We start from the raw sequence: 18494 nt of genomic DNA on the forward strand, positions 1-18494 counted from the left end.
AGAGAAGTGCTATTCTTAAAGGATGAGGGAAAGGGACTTGTCGGATAGATGCGGTTCTTATATGCTATAATTATTATAATAACGATTAATATCTGTAGCCCATTTGTCACTATAGACGAATGTTTAAAGGAATTATGAGATTGACTCGGATAGACTAATATTAGAGATTAAGTTGTTTAAGGAGTTAAGCCTAATGAAAGAAATCACTCGAAAATTGAATGGGGAAATAGAACGTTTAACGAATAAAACATTTAAATTTGATGAAAGAATTAGAGAAGGCTGGTTTTCAGCTGTTTATTTTCTTAAAACAAAAGAAATTGCAGAGAAAATTGTACCTAATAATCAAGTGACAATGCAATTTTTCCAAAAAGATACTGCCGTCCTATGTGGGACAGACGAAGCGATTGCTTTGTTACATACTTTTGCTGAAAATCCTGAGCAATTAGAAATCCATTCTTTGAAGGATGGAGATAAAATTAGTCCATATGAAACAGTATTAACGGTGACAGGTCCATATCAATCATTTGGTTATTTAGAAGGGATTATTGATGGTATCCTAGCGAGAAGAACGTCTGTTGCAACAAATGTATATAATGTGGTAAAAGCTGCGCGGGCTTCTGGAAAACAAAAACCAATTATATTTATGGGTGATAGAGATGATCATTACACACAACAGGCTGGCGATGGATATGCCGCATTTATTGGAGGCTCTACAGCACAAGCTACTCATGCGATGAATGAGTGGTGGGGAAAACAAGGTATGGGGACAATGCCACATGCAATGATTCAAATGTTTAATGGCGACATTGTTGCTGCTGCTAATGCTTATCATAAAGTATATCCGGACGATTCATTAATGGTGCTGGTCGATTATAATAATGATGTGATTGGTGATTCATTAAAGGTAGCAAGAGAATTTGGTGAAACACTAGTTGGTGTTCGTCTTGATACATCAAAAAATATGGTCGATAAATATTTCTTGAGAAACCAGCATTTAATAGGTACCTTTGATCCACGAGGAGTTAACCCAGAGTTGATTTTTGCATTGCGTAAAGCATTGGATCAAGAAGGCTTTCAACATGTGAAAATTATTGTCAGCGGTGGATTTAATGAAAACCGGATTCGTGCGTTTGAAAAACAGCACGTACCAGTAGATATGTATGGAATTGGAAGAAACCTTTTGCAAATTAATATCGGGTTCACGGGAGATAATGTGTTACTTAATGGTGAAAATGCAGCAAAGGAAGGAAGAAAATATCGACCAAATCCACGCTTAGAACAAGTAGTTTATATTCGTGATTGAGTTCAGTCTGTATCAAACGAGTATGATTCACACTTTGCTACAAACAGCATAAATTTATTTGAATAGTTCACCTTGATGTGGCAATTTGCTATAATGGAAAAATAGTTTACCTAGAGTGATGATTTAAAATCACTCGTTTCTTGGAGGTTCTTTTTTATGACAATTTACCATTTTATTGGTATAAAAGGTACAGGGATGAGTGCTTTGGCACAAATTTTACATGATTCTGGTCAAAAAGTACAAGGCTCAGACGTTGAAAAACGTTTTTTTACACAAGCAACATTAGAAGAAAAGAATATCCCTATCCTATCCTTTTCGAAACGTAATATCAAAGATGGATTGACGATTATTGCTGGGAATGCATTTGCAGATGATCATGAGGAGATCCAAGAGGCAAAACGCTTAGGGTTACCTTATTATCGCTACCACGACTTTTTAGGGGAGTGGATCAAGCAATATACAAGTATCGCTGTAACAGGAGCACATGGAAAAACTTCAACTACAGGACTACTAGCACATGTTTTAAATCAAACATATCCCATCTCTTACTTGATTGGTGATGGGTCTGGCAAGGGCAATCCAGCTAGTGAATACTTCGTCTTTGAAGCATGTGAATATCGCAGGCATTTTTTAGCATATCAACCTGATTATGCAATTATGACAAACATTGATTTTGATCATCCTGATTATTTTTCAAATATAGATGATGTATTTTCATCATTTCAAGAAATGGCACAGCAAGTAAATAAAGGCATAGTTGCTTGTGGAGATGACGAGTATTTGCAACAAATACAAGCGAAAGTGCCTGTTGTTTATTACGGATTTTCAGAAACAAATGATTTTCAGGCACAAAATGTCTTTGAAGATGAAGAGGGCACAACGTTTGACGTGTTTGTTAGAAATACCTTCTACGATACATTCGTTATCCATACCTATGGCAATCATAATGTGCTCAATGCTTTAGCTGTCATTGGCATTTGTCACTATGAAGGAATGAAGGCAGAGGATATTAAAAAGATATATTCATTTAAAGGTGTCAAACGAAGATTTTCTGAGAAGGTTATAGCAGACCAAGTATTAATTGACGACTATGCTCATCATCCAAAAGAAATTGAAGTTACGCTAGAGGCGGCAAAGAAAAAGTATCCTTATAAGAAGATTGTTGCTATTTTCCAACCGCATACCTATACAAGAACGAAAACATTTCTTAACGAGTTTGCAGAAAGTTTATCCAAAGCAGATCATGTTTTTTTATGTGACATTTTTGGGTCGGCACGGGAAGATAATGGACAATTGACGATAGATGACTTAGGTTCGAAAATTGATAACAGTGCTATTTTATCTGTTGATGAAACTAGTGTTTTACAAACATTTCGAGATAGTGTGCTCATCTTTATGGGCGCGGGAGACATTCAGAAGTTTCAGCAAGCATATGAAAAAGAATTGAACCACAAGAAAGAATAATAAAGTTTTTTAATTTTTTTGCAGGTTAATTAAACAATAATATGGAATAAATAAAAGGAGAGGGTGAAACTCTCCTTTTTTGATGGCAAGGAATTATAAATGAATTTTCTAGGATAACAGGTTACCAGTTCCGTCGTCTGCGCTTTTATCTTTTAAAGTTAGTCTCGGTATCAAATTGATTTGTGAGTTCCATGTTTATATATTATAAACTAGGGTATAAAACGTATAAGATACCTTAGACAAGTTCAGGAATCCACACAAATTGTGCAATAAAACAACTATGATTAAAATATACATAGATAAAGGAGTGGAAATACGTGATTAACTTGCTTTATATTGCAGCAATTATTGTAGCAGTTGCATTAGTTGTATTAGTCATTTACTTGTCTAAAGTGCTAAAAGCAACAGAACGTACATTAATTAATGTAGCTGATACGCTCGAAGGTTTAGAGAAACAAATGGAAGGTATCACACTTGAGACAACGGCATTATTAAATAAAACTAATAAGCTTGCAGAAGATATTAATGAAAAATCTCAAAGCTTAAATACGTTGATGACTGGTGTTAAAGGTATAGGGGATACAGTGAATGACTTTAACAAATCCATTAGAGCTGTTTCTAATAATTTAACATCCTTTGCAGAAAAAAATAAAGATGTAACGGCACAAACAGTGCAATGGGGTACAGTTGTGATGGATTTAATTAAGAAATGGAAAAAGTAAAATAAATAACCATCAAAAATTAGGAGGACGTTAAGTTATGAGTAATCAAGAAGAGCAAAACCAAAACCAAAATCAAAATATTAATAGCAAAGATTTTTTAATCGGTTCACTAATCGGTGGTATTGTAGGTGCATCACTAGCATTAATATTTGCACCTAAATCTGGGAAAGATTTACGTACAGATATTAATAAAGGTGCAGAGTATGTCAGAGATCGTGCAACTGATTGGAAAGATGTAGCCTATGAAAAAGGTACAGAATGGAAAGATAAAGCGCAAGAAACATCTGGAGAGTGGACACAAAAGGTAACGGATAAATCACAAGAGTTAACTGAATATGTGAAAGATAAATCAGATGAGATTAAAACTCGAATTAATTCTTTAACAGATGAGAAAACAAAGGAAGCTAGCGAAGCAGCTGCTGAAGTAGCAGACGCTATTGAAGAAGCAGCAGATGAGTTAGAGAAAAAAGCTGAACCGAATACAAAATAATAAATATGAAGAAAAGGTTGCTGAAATTGTTCAGCAACCTTTTTCATTGGATTGGAAATTATAAAATATACCAAATGTGGATCACATTACGCATTAGCCACGGCTAGCTCCGAGCGCCAGCGACTAGTGAGACTTCCCTCACCTCCGTACGTCGCTAACCTGTGCTCTGCGCTTTTGTTCTTGATATGTAACACCCAAGATCATACCACTATTCTCTGATCTAATGGGTTCTCTTAGTGGCCAAGCATACAGACCAGAGATTTTGTCGCTAGTTTAAATAAGATTAATTAACACAGGTAATTGCATCCAACTATTCAGATGAAAGGTATATCTCTTTACGGCAAACATTTTGTTGTTTAAGATGGACCTACAGTCTATAAAATAGAGGTATTAGCAGACATTTTGAAAGGTGGATATTGTAATGGATCAAATTGTTATTTATGAAGAACATGAATTTACAAAAATAGTACAAGAGCAAAACAGCTTTTTTTTATTGAAACATAGTTTGACTTGCCCAATTAGTACAAATGCGAAACATCAATACGATGCTTTCAGCAAGACAGCTAATATTCCTGTATATGTACTGTATGTTCAGGAAGCAAGAGCGTTATCAAATTTGATTGCAGATCATTATCAAGTGAAACATGAATCACCACAAGTTTTATTATTTAAAGATAATCAAGTTGTCTGGCATGATTCTCACGGTCGTATAACAGAAAAAGTATTGCACAAGGAAATAGCGAACAGCATATAAATATCAGAAAATAATCTAGAAGTTGGATGTTCAAAAAAATATTGTGTAAAAATATTCGAAATATTTCTAAACTCGGGGTGACAAGCACGGATATTTTAGCTATAATTATCCCTAATCATCATATCAGTAAATATTTTCACTTTTAGAAACAGGGGGTTTTACCATTGAGTAACGAACAGTTAGATCAATTGCGCGAAAAAATGGATGAAGTCAATCTACAAATATTAGATTTAATTAACAGCAGGGCAGAAATTGTACAACAAATCAGCCAAGTGAAAGAAAAACTTGGTGCAAATCGATTTGATCCATTACGCGAAAGAGAAATGTTAAATTTAATCACCCAACACAATAGTGGTCCGTTTGAAAATTCTACTATTGTTCAGTTGTTTAAAGAAATATTTAAAGCAAGTTTAGAGTTACAAGAAGACGATCATACAAAAGCACTGCTTGTTTCAAGGAAAAAGAAACCGGAAGATACAATTGTTGAAATCAACGGTGAAAGAATTGGTGATGGCCAACAATACTTTATTACGGGACCATGTGCTGTTGAAAGCTATGAGCAAGTTGCACAAGTAGCAGAAGCAATTAAGAAACAAGGACTTAAAATATTACGTGGCGGAGCCTATAAACCGAGAACTTCTCCATATGATTTCCAAGGGTTAGGTTTAGAAGGCTTGAAAATTTTAAAGCGTGTAGCAGACGAATACGATTTGGCAGTCATCAGTGAAATTGTGAACCCTGCAGATTTAGAAGAGGCTTTGGATTACATCGATGTAATTCAAATTGGTGCTCGTAATATGCAAAACTTTGCGTTATTAAAAGCTGCAGGGGAAGTAAATAAACCAGTATTGCTGAAACGTGGTTTATCAGCTACGATTTCCGAATTTATTAATGCAGCAGAATATATTATATCTCGAGGCAATGGAAATATTATCTTATGTGAACGTGGCATTCGTACGTATGAAAAAGCGACACGTAATACATTGGACATCACGGCAGTACCAATCCTTAAACAAGAAACACACCTACCTGTTATGGTCGATGTAACACACTCAACAGGAAGACGTGATTTGTTGCTACCTGCAGCTAAGGCTGCTTTAGCTATTGGAGCAGATGGAGTAATGGCTGAAGTACATCCTGATCCAGCTGTAGCACTTTCAGATTCAGCTCAGCAAATGGATATTGATACATTCCATGCTTTTATGAAGGAATTGAAAACCAACAGTCCGTACACAGCAATTCGAAGCTAATTATTTGTAAAAGCTATTAGCCGTTTATAATCTTATTACCCTTACTTGCATATAAAGTAAGGGTTTAATTTTTGTGTAATTATGTAAATAATATGAAGAAAAGAGTAAAATGTTATATAATAGGAATAAGATAATTTGTCTAACATTGCGGAACAGTCAATTGTATCGTATGATTAATAAAAAGATTGTTCGACATTGTACATAAAGTAGGAGGAGATTTGTGATGAACATCACCATATATGACGTAGCGCGAGAAGCGAATGTTTCGATGGCAACTGTATCAAGGGTTGTGAACGGAAACCCGAATGTGAAGCCAGCAACTAGAAAGAAAGTACTTAATACAATTGAACGTTTGGGATACCGACCAAATGCAGTTGCTAGAGGTTTAGCAAGTAAAAAAACTACTACAGTAGGTGTGATTATACCTGATATTTCCAATATCTTTTTCTCTGAGCTTGCTCGTGGAATTGATGATATTGCAAACATGTATAAATATAATATTATATTAAGTAATTCAGATCAAAATAAAGATAGAGAATTGGCACTTATTAACACAATGTTAGAAAAACAAGTGGACGGTATTGTATTTATGGGAGGAAAAATTACAGAGGAACACGTACATCATCTTAAAACTTCTCCTGTTCCGGTTGCTTTGGCTGCTACGATCGACCAAACTCAATCGGTTCCTTCTGTTAATATTGACTATGAACAAGCAGCTTATGAAGCAACGCAAGTATTAATAAAAAATGGTACAAGCCATCCAGCATTTGTGTCTACAGTTGAAGAAAGTGAAGTTAATAACTTAAAGTTCCAAGGCTATGTGCGTGCACTTCAAGATAATAATCAAGAGATTGATTCGAACCTTATTATTAGAGGGGACTTTACGTATCAGTCAGGTATAGAAGCTTTCGATAAAATTAATGCACTTAATCCTAGACCTAAAGGTGTATTTGTAGCTTCTGATGAGATGGCTCTAGGCGTAATTCATGGAGCGCAGGACAATGGTTTAAATGTACCAGAAGACATAGAAGTGTTTGGATTTGATAATACGCGCTTAGCTACAATGGTACGACCTACATTAACGACAATTGTGCAACCAATGTACGACATCGGTGCGGTAGCGATGCGTTTATTAACAAAACTTATGAACAAAGAAACGGTAGAAGAACAAAACGTGGTATTGCCCCACCGGATCGTGGAAAGAAATTCGACAAAATCATAATGCTATAAAAATAACTCTCTTGCCAAAATCGACAAGAGAGTTATTTTCTTTTGGTTTCCGGTATGGTGTCCAGTTCCAACACCTACGCTTTTCTTACGGGATGTTCATATTTTTACTGTTTGTAATATATTGTAGTGCACGCTTAAGCACTTGATTGTTTTTTTCTGTAATCTCCTGCCTACGGGGGATTGGTTTATAAAAGCCTTCAGGATCATGCCACGTAGTAGGGAGAGCGACAGGTGATTCTTGTTGCCACTTCATAACCCAATCCTCGGGCAGCTGCCCGGTACAAATCTTATCTGTCGACATTACACTCCAAAGCTGTGCCCAAGCCCTAGGAACCACGCGCCAAATGTCATAGCCGCCACCTCCTAAAGCAATCCACTTCCCGTCACAATATTGATGTGCCATTTGATGGATAATCTTAGGCAGAGCTTCAAAGCTTTTCATCGTTGCACTTAAATGTGTAAGTGGATCGTAACAGTGTGCATCAACCCCATGCTGTGTAATGATAATATCGGGTTTAAAATAATCAATTACAGAAACGAATGCGGATTCAAAAGTAGCTATAAATGACTCGTCTTCTGTAAACGCATCGATTGGTACATTATAGGAAAAACCATAGCCATGCTTTAATCCACGCTCGTTTATGTTGCCTGTCCCAGGAAATAGATACCTTCCAGTTTCATGTATAGACAAGGTACATACATTAGGATCATCATAAAAAGCCCACTGTACACCATCACCGTGATGTGCATCTGTGTCCACATAAAGTACACGCATACCGTAGATCTTTCTTATATACTTAATCGCAATTGCTGCATCATTATATATACAAAAACCAGATGCTTTATTATACATGCCATGGTGTAATCCACCACCAAGATTAACCGCGTGAACAGCTTTGTTCTCCAATACAGCCTCCACAGCAGTCAATGTCCCGCCAACAAGAGTGGAGGCTGCTTCATGCATATGTGGAAACATAGGTGTATCCTCTGTCCCTATACCAAACTTTAACCCGTCATCAGTAGACAGTTTACCGTTACTAGCTTGTTTAACGGCTTCAATATAGCTTTTACTGTGTAGTAAGCCTAATTCTTCCTCGGTTGCTTTTCGAGGAGCAGCAACCTGTGTTTGATCTAGCTTACCTGCCGATTCTAGTAAATCCTTCGTCATTTTAACCCGTTTCTGATTAAACGGATGCTCGGAATGGAATGAATACTTTCCATAATCATCGGTATATATGAATAAAGCATTTGCGATCATAGTAGCTTCTCCGATGTATTAGGCCAGAGTACTTCAAATTCAGCTGCCGTTAAATCACTAATAATCGGTAATGGATTAATTGTTTGAACCCTTAAAACAATTACTTTATATGCTTGATCAGGGTAATAAGGATATACAAGAATAGAGACAATATTGATATTTCTTTCTGCAAGAATAGCTGTCACCTTTGGTATAAAACCAGGCCGATCCGGCACTTTAACTTCAATTTGTGAACCTTGTACATTCGTACCGGTAAGTTGAATGAAAGTGTATAACATATCCTTTTCTGTGACGATTCCGACCAGTTTATTATTTTCAACGACTGGAACACATGCAAATTCCTGCTCATAAAAAATACTAGCGATATCTTCTACAAAATCTAATGGATGAACAGTTACTACAGATGGGCTCATGATTGTTTGGATTTTATTTTCCATTTCAATTGGATTCGTATTGCTAGTAAATATAGAAGGACTCGCATCACGGATATCACGGTCAGAAACAATTCCGATCACACTGTAATCTGAATCAACAATTGGAATATGTCTAATATGATTCTCGATAAGGATTGCTAATGCCTCGCCAATTGTTGCTTGTGGTTGTAAAGTGATAACCTTTTTCTTCATAATTTGTTCGACTAACACTTTAATACCCCTTTCTAAATGAACGATGTTTTTCACGTTCTAGAAATCGTAATTGATCGAATTGCTTTACAGAGCTTTCAGGTACATTTTTTCCAATCCGTACCATCAGACAATTAGCAGGATGGGATATAATCTCTGGATCGTCTGTAGGTGCTGGAAATAATTCTCCTGCAGCCATCATTTTCTCCATCACTTTTCGGTAATTCCATACACTTAATTTTGTTTCTTTTAAATCCCAATGCCAATAATATTCTGTTGAGATAATGATATAGTTTTCGACGCTTGCGTCCATCATTGCAAGTCTTAATAAATTAGAACCAATTTTATTACCACGATATTCTTTAGCAATTTCAATTGCGCCGAGTTCTAATAAATCATCCATCTGGAACTTTGACCATCTCTCTAAAAGATCAGGATATAAAAATGTAACATAGCCAACAATCAAATCCTGATCCTTTACAATGATAATTCTTCCTTCTTTTAAATCAGCAATGCCTAACAAAGCCTCAAATTGTTGATTTGGAGGTCTAAACGCTTTCAATCCGTCATGAAATGTATAATTGCTTAGTTCAGAAGACGACATTGGCCCTTCCAAAATAAGCGGTCCTGCAGATGTGTCGACAGTCATGGAATGATATTCTTTTATATGGTCCATTTACATCACCTACTATATCTGCTTTAGTTATCCTCATTATACAAGAATAACAGCGGTGATGTTAGGAGAAAATGAAAAACCTCTGTCAAAATCTTGACAGAGGTTTTAGCATCACTTAATTGTTACTTTCGATTTCTCGTATGTTATTGTTTCAGATTCACCAAGATCTATTATCTGTATCATTCATCCTCATCCGGTTTTTGTGCCGGTGGTTCTGGTTGATCCGGTTTAGTTGGCTTTTCTTTTTCTTTTTCTTCTGTGAAATCACCAATCGTTATTTTTTTTGATGGTGCTGATTCTTGACCGAAATAGTCCACCGCTCTTATAAGATAAAGTGCTTTATTATTATTCACCCTATAAGCTGTTTCCATTGTACTACCAATCAGTTCAAATGGAGCAGTCGGGTTATTAGCACGATAGATGCGATACCCTACAACATCTGTACTCGATGATACATCCCATGTTAGTGTGCCATTTCGGTTCACAAATGAGCCAGGGGTATTCGGATTTTGACCATCATTAGCAACTTCGTCTGTACTTGGAATTTTAATATCATTCCATATACTGCTTCCGCCTCTAGGAATTAAATCCGTAATATCATTCAGTGTATCGTATCCGTTCTCCTTTAACCATTCAGGATTAAAGGCGATTCCATCTTCTTGGATAAATTCATTCGGTGTATTTTCTCCAGCAATAAAAGCTTTACCATTAACGATGACATACGTGCCTTTAATTAAGCTATTGTCGCGTTTTGTAGGAACATATTTTGCATTAAAAATATCTGAATCCACAAGGCCTAGCTCGGTGCATAGTGATGACGGAAGCATTCCCGATGTCACACAGTAGGACCGTTCTACAAGACCACCAGGCCGCTCAAAACGCTCAGTAGGGGCCATTAACTCAGGGTTAACTTCTGTTGCTGCATTAACAAATTGCGCCCACAATGTTGCTCTTGTACTACTGACACTGTTAGGTAACCGTTTGTTATGATCATATCCTAACCAAACACCTAATGATACATTTGGATTTACGCCCATGAACCATGCATCATAATAACTACTAGTTGTCCCGGTTTTACCTGCCCAGTCAACATTTCTATTCTGTAATTGATTTATGGCTCTTGTACCATTCCCTTGTGTTAAAACGGTACGCATCATATCAACTGTTAAATAGTTCGTTTGAGGTGTGAAGACTTCAACAGCTTCACTTTCATGTTGATAAATAATCTTCCCATCAATTGTTTCAATCTTTTCAATCATGTAAGCATCAACAAATTGACCGTTATTGCCAAATGTTGAATAAGCATTCGTATTCTCTTCAACAGTGACTCCATAAGTTGGTGTTCCAAGAGCAAGTGAAGGGATGTCATGATCGATGGGCTCTAGTGATGTGAAACCCATTTTCTCTAAATACTGTGCAGCAGGGTCATTATTTATAATGTCCATGTATACTTTTGCAGCAGGTACGTTATATGAGTGATTCAAAGCCTCTCTTGCAGAAACAAGTCCATGATAGATACGACTATAGTTATTAGGGCTCCAAGGACTACCGTTAACTCCCGTGGCAACAGTTCCCTCGATATCTGCAATAATTGATCCTGGCTGAGCAACGCCAGCTTCCATTGCAGGTCCATAGACGAGAATCGGCTTCATCGTACTACCATTATGGCGTAATGCATCAGTAGCGTGATTTACTTCTGTTAGGTTGAAATCTCTACCACCAACAAAGCTAACAATTTTACCGGTATTGTTCTCAATTAAGATACTCGCTGTTTGGACTGGTTCCATTATCGTTGTTTTTTCCCCTGTTTCTTCATTGACAATTTCTTCTGGGCGGTCTGGTCCATATTCCTTAAAATTCTTTGCAACCTCTTGGAATGTGTCATAGATTTCTTTGTCGATAGTTGTGTGTATTTTGTAACCATCTTGCTCTAATGACCGCTCCGCACGGATTTGGTATTCACCCTTTAGTTCTTCATTACTAGCTAAATCCGCTTCTGTGTAGCCGGCTTGTTCAGCTAAGTAAACAGCAATAATTTCTTCTGCCCTTGATTCTGCCTCATTCGTTACATAAGGGTATTTATCTAGTGGTGAAGGTGTTGGTTCTGCAAAATCTGCAACAATGTCATAGTTTAAATATTGTTCATATTCTGTGTCATTTATATAGCCGTTTTCATGCATCCGACTTAGTACGGTTTGCATTCTGCTGAGACCAGGATGCAAGCCATCTTCACTCTTTAACTCGCCACTATTTGTAAAAGGTGTATAATAAGATGGACTTTGCGGAAGTCCAGCAATAAATGCGGCTTGTGGGATATTTAGGTCTTTTGCATCAACGCCAAAAATCCCTTGGGCAGCAGTTTGTACACCAGCAATATTTCTACCAGAAGCATTTCTACCAAATGGAGAAATGTTTAAATAAGCTTCTAAAATTTCATCTTTGTCGAAAAATTGCTCTAATCGAAGTGCAAGTAAAATTTCTTTTGCTTTTCTTTCAAATGACACTTCATTCGTTAAGATTTGGTTCTTAATTAATTGCTGTGTTAACGTACTACCGCCTGATTTTACTGAGGAATTTGTTGCTTCCTGAAAAAGTGCACGCATGATTGCTTTTGGTACGACACCATTATGTGTTTCAAAGTAAGAATCCTCAGTGTAAATAATAGCTTTTTTTAGATGTTCCGATACCTGGTCAAGGGAAATTTCTTCCCGGTACAAATCCGTTTGAAAATCACCTAAGTACACGTTATTAGCAAAATATAATTCAGATGTTTCCTCGTAATTATATATTTGTTTTTCCATATCTTCTTTTGGACGGACAACTTCATCTTTTACTAATGAAGCAAAATATCCTGCTCCAACCCCACCAGCGAAGAATAGTCCAACAACGCCAATAATGATGAAAAAGAGGATGATATTCCAAATGACATCATATGTAACACGAAAGCTTTTTTGGAGAAAACCTTTTCGCCAAAAATCTTTTATATTTGCTAAATATTTATAGATTAGTTCTCTATTCATGACAAAACCTCCTAAATATCATTACAATTATAGCATAATCGTCAAATAGGGAATATTAAAATTTTATTACTTTAAGTTGCAATTGATACGGAACTATGATATTAATGTATCACAACGAAAAAATTAAATGCTATGAAAGAATATAGTAGTACCGTAATTCCCTGAATAAGAGAGCTGTCGGATGGTGCAAGACAGCCATAATTACGTTACGAATTACACTCTGGAGCTGCTTCTGTGAAAACAGGAGACGGTGACCCCACCGTTATTTATTTGAGTGGCATATTTATGCAACAAGGGTGGTACCGCGAGCACAGACCTCGTCCCTTTTATGGGATGGGGTCTTTTTTGCGTTCAATTTTAAAGAGGAGTGAGCATGGTGGATATTTTACAGGATTTAAAGCAACGTGGTTTGGTGCAGCAAATTACAGATGAACAAGGCTTAACGAAACATCTAGAAGAGAATCTAGTTACCTTATATGCTGGTTTTGACCCAACTGCAGACAGTCTCCATATTGGACATCTAGTTCCGATGTTAATGTTAAAAAGGTTTCAGCTTGCAGGTCACCGTCCAATTGCGTTAATCGGCGGCGGCACTGGAATGATCGGCGACCCAAGTGGTAGATCATCAGAGAGACAATTGAACGACTTGGAAACCGTACAAGGATTTAGTGAAAAAATCAAACAACAACTAGCTAGCATCCTTAATTTTGATAACGGTGAAAATGCCGCAGCTGCGCGAAACAACTACGAATGGTTGTCAAAAATGACCGTGATTGATTTCTTGCGTGATACTGGGAAGCATTTCGGGATTAATTATATGCTTGCTAAAGATTCTGTAGAATCACGCCTTGAAAATGGAATTTCTTATACCGAGTTTAGCTACATGATTTTACAGTCCGTCGATTTCTTGAATCTTTACGAAAAAGAAAACTGTACACTACAGCTTGGTGGAAGTGATCAATGGGGAAATATTACAGCCGGCATGGAGCTTATCCGCCGTACGAAAAGTGGTGAGTCAGAAGAAGCAAAAGCGTTTGGATTAACAGTCCCATTAATTACGAAATCAGATGGAACCAAATTCGGAAAAACAGCTGGGGGCGCAGTTTGGCTCGATCCTTTAAAAACGTCACCATACGAGTTTTATCAATTCTGGATCAACACAGATGACAGGGATGTAATTCGCTTCTTAAATTACTTCACTTTCCTTGAATTAAACGAAATTGATGAATTAGAGAAACAATTAGAATCGGCACCAGAAAAGCGCGTGCCTCACTTGCGTTTGGCTGAAGAAATGACAAAAATGGTTCATGGTGAAGCTGCCTTGGCACAAGCAAAAAAAATTACCGAAGCTTTATTTAGCGGCGATCTAAAAGACCTAAATGGTTCAGAAATTGAGCAAGGCTTTAAAGACGTGCCAACTGTAACTTTTACTAGAGAAGACAAACCACTAGTTGACCTTCTTGTCGAAGCTAAAATTGCTTCATCTAAACGTCAAGCAAGAGAAGATATCCAAAACGGTGCCGTATACATTAACGGCGAAAGACAGCAGGATTTAGCACACGTAGTCGGAGCAGAGGACCGGATCGATGATAAATTTACGATTATTCGTCGAGGGAAGAAGAAGTATTTCTTGATGAGGTTTGAGTAGAGGGAAGAGACTTCTTACTGAAAGTATTAGATAGGGAAGGTTTGAAAATAGCATTTCATTCATATGCACACTGAATGAAATGCTATTTTTCTTTAACATTAAGTTAGCATTGGTTAACTGTGTAAAGCAAATTTAAATAATCAATTTAAGAAGATGATCAAAATTCACTTGACTTGTTAGCTGCCACGAATATAGAGTCTTGTGAGAAAGACACCAAATGATCAGCGTCTAGTTCTAGATTATTATCATTTTTCGGATTATTGAAAAAAATCGTTTTTTCCTCCATTAGTAGCTTAGAAAGGCTATGTATATTATTTTTTATTGGATAAATATTGACATTTATTTATTAAAGCACTAGTTTAAAATTAGAAGATTCAAGAAAATGAAATATTTCTTCTAAATTCAATTAAGGAGTGTCTAATGATTTCTAAAAACAGGGTGGAGTCTACCGAACTCCAAATATTAAGATTTCTCGTCAAAAGAATGGAATTGTCGGAGAAAGAGGTGAACTACTATCGTAACCTTGAGCAAGGATACAAAGGAGAATGTATTTTTGATCGCTGGTTGGACAAACTTCCTGACCATTTTATTGTTTTAAATGACCTTTTACTCGAACAAAATAATACTCTTTTTCAACTTGACTCTTTACTTATCATTGGAAATAAGTTGTATTTGTTTGAGGTTAAAAATTTTCAAGGAGATTTTGTTATAGAAGATGAAAGATGGTATACAAGAGCCGGAAATGAAATAAAAGACCCTTTGATTCAATTGCACAGAAGCGAATCACTTCTCAGACAACTCCTCCAATCATTACGTTTAAACTTCTCGATAGAATCCTATTTGATATTTATTCAGCCTCATTTTTACCTCTACAAGCTCAGACCTGATTTACCTATTGTTTTTTCCACACAATTACAGAATTTTTTTGATGCCCTTTCGACGAACAGATTACAATCCAAGAGTGAACAATATAAAATTATTAAATATTTATTGGCCAATCACATAGAAGAATCTCCATATACACGATTACCAAATTATTATTACCATCAAATGCGGAAAGGAATTATATGTCCAGAATGTAATGCAATTTTACTTAGTTGCGCTAAGAGTTTTTTGCTATGTAAGTACTGTGACTTTACAGAAAAGGTAGATGACGGGGTTCTACGAAATGTGCAAGAGTACAAGACTCTCTTTGTAAAACAGAAAGTTACGGTACAGAGTATGTTTGATTGGTGTGATGAGGTGGTAACTAAAAGGGCGCTTAGGAGAGTTCTAGTAAATAACTTTACACGTAGTGGAGAGGGAAGAGATGCTTACTATTATTAATGGATTATTCATTGCGAACTCTAGGACGTGACAAACGAGCATGCATGAAATTACGTGTCGCAAAGAGGAAGAAGCGACACAAAAGTCAAGCGTGCACAGAATTACGCGTCGCAAAGGAGAGGAAGCGACGCGAAAATCAAGCGTGCCTGGAATTACGTGTCGCAAAATAGAGGAAGCGACGCAAAAATCAAGCATGTCTGGAATTACGCGTCGCAAAGGAGAGGAAGCGACGCAAAAGTCAAGCGTGTCTGGAATTACGCGTCGCAAAGAGGAAGAAGCGACGCGAAAATCAAGCGTGCCTGGAATTACGCGTCGCAAAGAGGAAGAAGCGACGCGAAAATCAAGCGTGCCTGGAATTACGCGTCGCAAAGAGGAAGAAGCGACGCGAAAATCAAGCGTGCACAGGATTACGCGTCGCACCCGCACCCGCACCCGCACCCGCACCCGCACCCGCACCCGCACCCGCACCCGCACCCGCACCCGCACCCGCACCCGCACCCGCACCCCAAACATAAAAAAACATCGGATCCATAAGATCCGATGCCATTATTACAAAGCTATTAACGAGAGTAGAACTCAACGATAAGTGCTTCGTTAATTTCTGCAGGTAATTCTGCACGCTCAGGTAAACGAGTGTACGTACCTTCTAATTTTTCTCCATCGAAAGTAACGTAATCAGGTACGAAGTTGTTAACTTCAACAGCTTCCTTGATGATATCAAGTTTCTGTGATTTTTCACGTACAGTGATTACTTGACCTGGTTGTACGCGGTAAGATGGGATATCTACGCGTCCACCGTCAACTACGATGTGACCGTGTGTAACAAGCTGACGTGCTTGTCTGCGAGTACGAGCAAGACCTAAACGATAAACAAGGTTATCTAAACGAGATTCTAATAGAATCATAAAGTTTTCACCGTGAATACCTTTCATCTTACCAGCTTTGTCGAACAAGTTGCGGAATTGACGTTCGTTAATTCCGTACATGAAGCGTAGTTTTTGCTTCTCTTGTTGTTGTAAGCCGTACTCAGATAATTTTTTGCGTTGATTTGGACCGTGTTGTCCAGGAGCGTAAGGACGTTTTTCTAATTCCTTACCTGTACCAGTTAAAGAAATGCCAAGTCGACGAGATTTTTTCCATAAAGAACCAGTATAACGAGACATAGGAAAATTTCCACCTTTTTATATTAGATTTAGCATAAAATAAAACAGATTGTGTCCTCTTGCGTCAGTCATTTTGTTTTCATGTACCATCGCTCCAGCAGCAGAGAGTTACACGATACACCTCTTCAGAGGAACAAAATGAAACTGTCGTAGATCCACATAGGCTACCTTTTATTTTACACAACGACCATTATAATTTATTTTATAGACAAATGTCAACAGCTTAAGAGAAAAGAAGCTAAACGAAGCACAATAAAACCCTCACAAAATGAGGGTTTTTATCAACATATTAAATATATTTTTGCAAGATTTCTATGAATTTCTCTAAATACTTTTGATCCATTTCATTGAATCGATTTTTTGTTGGACTATCAATATCTAACACACCTACAACTTGATTGTCTTTGATGATTGGAACGACAATTTCTGATTGACTCGCAGCATCACACGCAATGTGGCCAGGGAATTGATGAACATCAGCAATTCGTTGTGTCGTTCTTTCCTTAACTGCGGTGCCACATACACCTTTTCCGGATGCGATGCGCACACAAGCTGGAAGTCCTTGAAATGGCCCGAGAACAAGTTGGTCTTGTTTCCATAGATAGAAACCGACCCAGTTAATTTCTTTTAAAAATTGATTTAATAGTGCAGACGCATTTGAAAGATTAGCAATCATATCTTGCTCATCCTCTATTAAAGCTTCTAACTGCTTTAACAGTAATTCAAAATCTTTCTCCGTAGCTCCTGAATAATTCTCAACCTGAAACATAGTAAGTTCCTCCTTTTAATATAAAGCTATAAAGCGACAGTTCGACATTTTCGCAAAATAAGCAGGATTCCTTACTTCAATGTCGTAAAACATGATATAAGGAGATGAAATAATGAAAAACAATGAAACGAAGCAAAAAGTGATGGATGCTGCATGCCAATTGTTTTATTCGAAAGGCTATCATGGTACATCCGTTCGAGATATTGCAAAAAAAGCTTCTGTTAATGTTTCGCTGATTAATTATTATTTTAAAAGTAAACAAGGATTGTTGGAATCAGCAGTAGTTTTTTATTATGAAGCCTATTTGATTCGGCTGGAGCACGTATTAGAAGAGACTGAATACTTACCAGCTATTGAGCGCTTAAAGCAATTTGTTGAAGTTATTATACAATACAAACATGAACAACATCAATTTACTTGTTTTATCCTCCGCGAGCTAACGATCGACTCCGTTTTTGTAAGAGAAATGATGGTAACTTATTTAGCAAAAGAGAATCATTTTATAAGTAAGTTGTTTGGTGAAGTGATGGCAGGGTCGAAACATAGCCATACAGATCGAAAGTTTCTGTTATTACAGTTAAAGGGATTGTTAATCACACCATACATGTCGCCAAATGATTCGAAGAACCGAGAAATATGGGGTCAAGATCCTGATCAATTTGTTACCAAATACAGCAAAACAATCCACCAATGGATAGACTACATTGCTAATGAGCATTTACACTCCTACAGGTAAATCAGCTGCTAACTAATCACTCTTCTTTACTATTCGTAACCATAATCTATCTAGAACTATTC

General features: G+C 37.0%; 17 protein-coding genes and 1 other annotated feature. Of the genes, 11 read left to right on the plus strand and 6 right to left on the minus strand.

The genetic code is table 11. From position 1 onward, the window contains the following. The first annotated feature begins 193 nt into the window (after positions 1-193). The 7 genes from ACI6MV_RS20865 (at position 194) to ccpA (ending at position 7205) form a co-directional block, all read left to right on the plus strand. Complete coding sequence (locus tag ACI6MV_RS20865; protein ID WP_407272258.1) at positions 194-1303, plus strand: nicotinate phosphoribosyltransferase; 1110 nt, start codon at positions 194-196, stop codon at positions 1301-1303. A gap of 156 nt (positions 1304-1459) precedes the next feature. Beyond that, positions 1460-2767: a UDP-N-acetylmuramate--L-alanine ligase gene (gene murC / locus ACI6MV_RS20870; protein WP_407272259.1), complete on the plus strand. Its 1308-nt coding sequence runs from the start codon at positions 1460-1462 to the stop codon at positions 2765-2767. Positions 2768-3084: 317 nt separating this feature from the next. After that, positions 3085-3489, plus strand: a complete 405-nt coding sequence (locus ACI6MV_RS20875; RefSeq protein ID WP_407272260.1) for a DUF948 domain-containing protein — start codon at positions 3085-3087, stop codon at positions 3487-3489. Between the two features lie 37 nt (positions 3490-3526). Continuing rightward, a complete protein-coding gene (locus ACI6MV_RS20880; RefSeq protein ID WP_407272261.1) occupies positions 3527-3979 on the plus strand; it encodes a YtxH domain-containing protein in 453 nt (150 codons plus the stop codon). 409 nt (positions 3980-4388) lie between these two features. After that, complete coding sequence (gene ytxJ, locus ACI6MV_RS20885) at positions 4389-4733, plus strand: bacillithiol system redox-active protein YtxJ (RefSeq protein WP_407272262.1); 345 nt, start codon at positions 4389-4391, stop codon at positions 4731-4733. Between the two features lie 164 nt (positions 4734-4897). Next, positions 4898-5983 (plus strand): bifunctional 3-deoxy-7-phosphoheptulonate synthase/chorismate mutase, encoded by a 1086-nt coding sequence (locus ACI6MV_RS20890; RefSeq protein WP_407272263.1) that lies wholly within the window; start codon positions 4898-4900, stop codon positions 5981-5983. Between the two features lie 223 nt (positions 5984-6206). Next, complete coding sequence (gene ccpA / locus ACI6MV_RS20895; protein ID WP_407272264.1) at positions 6207-7205, plus strand: catabolite control protein A; 999 nt, start codon at positions 6207-6209, stop codon at positions 7203-7205. 93 nt (positions 7206-7298) lie between these two features. On the opposite strand, the gene ACI6MV_RS20900 is transcribed toward ccpA, so the two are convergent. The 4 genes from ACI6MV_RS20900 to ACI6MV_RS20915 form a co-directional block, all read right to left on the minus strand. Then, a complete protein-coding gene (locus tag ACI6MV_RS20900) occupies positions 7299-8471 on the minus strand; it encodes an acetoin utilization protein AcuC (protein WP_407272265.1) in 1173 nt (390 codons plus the stop codon). Next, positions 8468-9115 carry an acetoin utilization AcuB family protein gene (locus ACI6MV_RS20905; protein ID WP_407272266.1) on the minus strand — a complete coding sequence of 216 codons (648 nt, stop codon included), beginning with the start codon at positions 9113-9115 and terminating at the stop codon, positions 8468-8470. Before ACI6MV_RS20905 ends, ACI6MV_RS20900 begins: the two co-directional genes overlap by 4 nt. 1 nt (position 9116) lies before the next feature. Next, positions 9117-9770 carry a GNAT family N-acetyltransferase gene (locus ACI6MV_RS20910; RefSeq protein ID WP_407272267.1) on the minus strand — a complete coding sequence of 218 codons (654 nt, stop codon included), beginning with the start codon at positions 9768-9770 and terminating at the stop codon, positions 9117-9119. A gap of 179 nt (positions 9771-9949) precedes the next feature. Next, positions 9950-12790, minus strand: coding sequence for a transglycosylase domain-containing protein (locus tag ACI6MV_RS20915; RefSeq protein WP_407272268.1), 2841 nt, complete (start codon positions 12788-12790; stop codon positions 9950-9952). Positions 12791-12913: 123 nt separating this feature from the next. Next, positions 12914-13118, plus strand: a binding site (T-box leader). Between the two features lie 48 nt (positions 13119-13166). Here ACI6MV_RS20915 and tyrS point away from each other — a divergent pair. The 3 genes from tyrS (at position 13167) to ACI6MV_RS20930 (ending at position 16350) form a co-directional block, all read left to right on the plus strand. After that, a complete protein-coding gene (tyrS, locus tag ACI6MV_RS20920) occupies positions 13167-14438 on the plus strand; it encodes a tyrosine--tRNA ligase (RefSeq protein ID WP_407272277.1) in 1272 nt (423 codons plus the stop codon). A gap of 420 nt (positions 14439-14858) precedes the next feature. Further along, positions 14859-15764 (plus strand): nuclease-related domain-containing protein, encoded by a 906-nt coding sequence (locus ACI6MV_RS20925; protein ID WP_407272269.1) that lies wholly within the window; start codon positions 14859-14861, stop codon positions 15762-15764. 40 nt (positions 15765-15804) lie between these two features. Then, on the plus strand, positions 15805-16350 hold the full coding sequence (locus ACI6MV_RS20930; protein ID WP_407272270.1) for a hypothetical protein: 546 nt from the start codon (positions 15805-15807) through the stop codon (positions 16348-16350). Here the strand turns inward: ACI6MV_RS20930 and rpsD are convergent. Both rpsD and ACI6MV_RS20940 read right to left on the minus strand, forming a co-directional pair. Beyond that, positions 16325-16927 carry a 30S ribosomal protein S4 gene (rpsD, locus tag ACI6MV_RS20935; RefSeq protein ID WP_407272271.1) on the minus strand — a complete coding sequence of 201 codons (603 nt, stop codon included), beginning with the start codon at positions 16925-16927 and terminating at the stop codon, positions 16325-16327. The two genes, ACI6MV_RS20930 and rpsD, sit on opposite strands and share 26 nt — an antisense overlap. A gap of 289 nt (positions 16928-17216) precedes the next feature. Beyond that, complete coding sequence (locus ACI6MV_RS20940) at positions 17217-17696, minus strand: GAF domain-containing protein (RefSeq protein WP_407272272.1); 480 nt, start codon at positions 17694-17696, stop codon at positions 17217-17219. A gap of 112 nt (positions 17697-17808) precedes the next feature. Between ACI6MV_RS20940 and refZ the strand changes: the two genes are divergently transcribed. Next, a complete protein-coding gene (gene refZ / locus ACI6MV_RS20945) occupies positions 17809-18432 on the plus strand; it encodes a forespore capture DNA-binding protein RefZ (protein WP_407272273.1) in 624 nt (207 codons plus the stop codon). Positions 18433-18494 lie beyond the last annotated feature (62 nt).

This window comes from Radiobacillus sp. PE A8.2, assembly GCF_045635475.1.
Classification (GTDB): Bacteria; Bacillota; Bacilli; order Bacillales; family Amphibacillaceae; genus JBJGXI01.

Bases quoted from the DNA above. Each gene is read 5' to 3' on its own strand.
- ACI6MV_RS20940 (WP_407272272.1), bottom strand. From the start codon at position 17,696: ATGTTTCAGGTTGAGAATTATTCAGGAGCTACGGAGAAAGATTTTGAA.
- refZ (WP_407272273.1), top strand. From the start codon at position 17,809: ATGAAAAACAATGAAACGAAGCAAAAAGTGATGGATGCTGCATGCCAA.
- ACI6MV_RS20865 (WP_407272258.1), top strand. From the start codon at position 194: ATGAAAGAAATCACTCGAAAATTGAATGGGGAAATAGAACGTTTAACG.
- ACI6MV_RS20910 (WP_407272267.1), bottom strand. From the start codon at position 9,770: ATGGACCATATAAAAGAATATCATTCCATGACTGTCGACACATCTGCA.
- rpsD (WP_407272271.1), bottom strand. From the start codon at position 16,927: ATGTCTCGTTATACTGGTTCTTTATGGAAAAAATCTCGTCGACTTGGC.
- ccpA (WP_407272264.1), top strand. From the start codon at position 6,207: ATGAACATCACCATATATGACGTAGCGCGAGAAGCGAATGTTTCGATG.
- ACI6MV_RS20915 (WP_407272268.1), bottom strand. From the start codon at position 12,790: ATGAATAGAGAACTAATCTATAAATATTTAGCAAATATAAAAGATTTT.
- ACI6MV_RS20925 (WP_407272269.1), top strand. From the start codon at position 14,859: ATGATTTCTAAAAACAGGGTGGAGTCTACCGAACTCCAAATATTAAGA.
- ACI6MV_RS20880 (WP_407272261.1), top strand. From the start codon at position 3,527: ATGAGTAATCAAGAAGAGCAAAACCAAAACCAAAATCAAAATATTAAT.
- ACI6MV_RS20900 (WP_407272265.1), bottom strand. From the start codon at position 8,471: ATGATCGCAAATGCTTTATTCATATATACCGATGATTATGGAAAGTAT.
- murC (WP_407272259.1), top strand. From the start codon at position 1,460: ATGACAATTTACCATTTTATTGGTATAAAAGGTACAGGGATGAGTGCT.
- ACI6MV_RS20930 (WP_407272270.1), top strand. From the start codon at position 15,805: ATGCATGAAATTACGTGTCGCAAAGAGGAAGAAGCGACACAAAAGTCA.